Annotated in this window: 1 protein-coding gene and 1 pseudogene; one reads left to right on the plus strand and one right to left on the minus strand. The window is 54.0% G+C overall.

Annotation, left to right across the window (positions count from 1 at the left end; all coding sequences use genetic code 11):
* Positions 1-303: pseudogene (locus tag R8O10_RS24240) on the plus strand (TniQ family protein); the annotation flags it as partial.
* A gap of 130 nt (positions 304-433) precedes the next feature.
* Here R8O10_RS24240 and R8O10_RS24245 read toward each other — a convergent pair.
* Positions 434-915, minus strand: a 482-nt coding sequence (locus R8O10_RS24245) for an IS6-like element IS26 family transposase (RefSeq protein ID WP_032187833.1), incomplete at its 5' end; no start/stop codon positions are given.

Here is a 915-nt window from a genome sequence, read left to right on the forward strand (position 1 = left end):
GAGCCCCAAACCGGGTTCACCAGTGGCCTGCCGGCGAAAGCGCCGAAGCCCGAACCCGTCGATCACTGGCAGCGTGCAATCCAGGCCATTGATGAGGCCATCATTGAAGCACGACACAACCCCGAGACGGCACGCTCGCTGTTCGCGTTGGCTTCCTATGGTCGGCGCGACCCCGCTTCCTTGGAACAGTTGCGCGCCACCTTCGCGAAGGAAGGCATCCCCCCGGAATTTCTGTCACATTATGAGCCTAGCCTACCCTTTGCATGCCTTAGACAGAATGACGGGTTAAGTGACAAATTTTGACGTGCAGAGCTTCCCGATGCAAACTGTCACATAATCGAACGTATATGTGACAGGTACGACATGCTGATAGGCTACATGGGCACTGTTGCAAAGTTAGCGATGAGGCAGCCTTTTGTCTTATTCAAAGGCCTTACATTTCAAAAACTCTGCTTACCAGGCGCATTTCGCCCAGGGGATCACCATAATAAAATGCTGAGGCCTGGCCTTTGCGTAGTGCACGCATCACCTCAATACCTTTGATGGTGGCGTAAGCCGTCTTCATGGATTTAAATCCCAGCGTGGCGCCGATTATCCGTTTCAGTTTGCCATGATCGCATTCAATCACGTTGTTCCGGTACTTAATCTGTCGGTGTTCAACGTCAGACGGGCACCGGCCTTCGCGTTTGAGCAGAGCAAGCGCGCGACCATAGGCGGGCGCTTTATCCGTGTTGATGAATCGCGGGATCTGCCACTTCTTCACGTTGTTGAGGATTTTACCCAGAAACCGGTATGCAGCTTTGCTGTTACGACGGGAGGAGAGATAAAAATCGACAGTGCGGCCCCGGCTGTCGACGGCCCGGTACAGATACGCCCAGCGGCCATTGACCTTCACGTAGGTTTCATCCATGTGCC

This window comes from Vibrio sp. 1727, assembly GCF_033344415.1.
Lineage (GTDB): Bacteria > Pseudomonadota > Gammaproteobacteria > Enterobacterales > Vibrionaceae > Vibrio > Vibrio alginolyticus.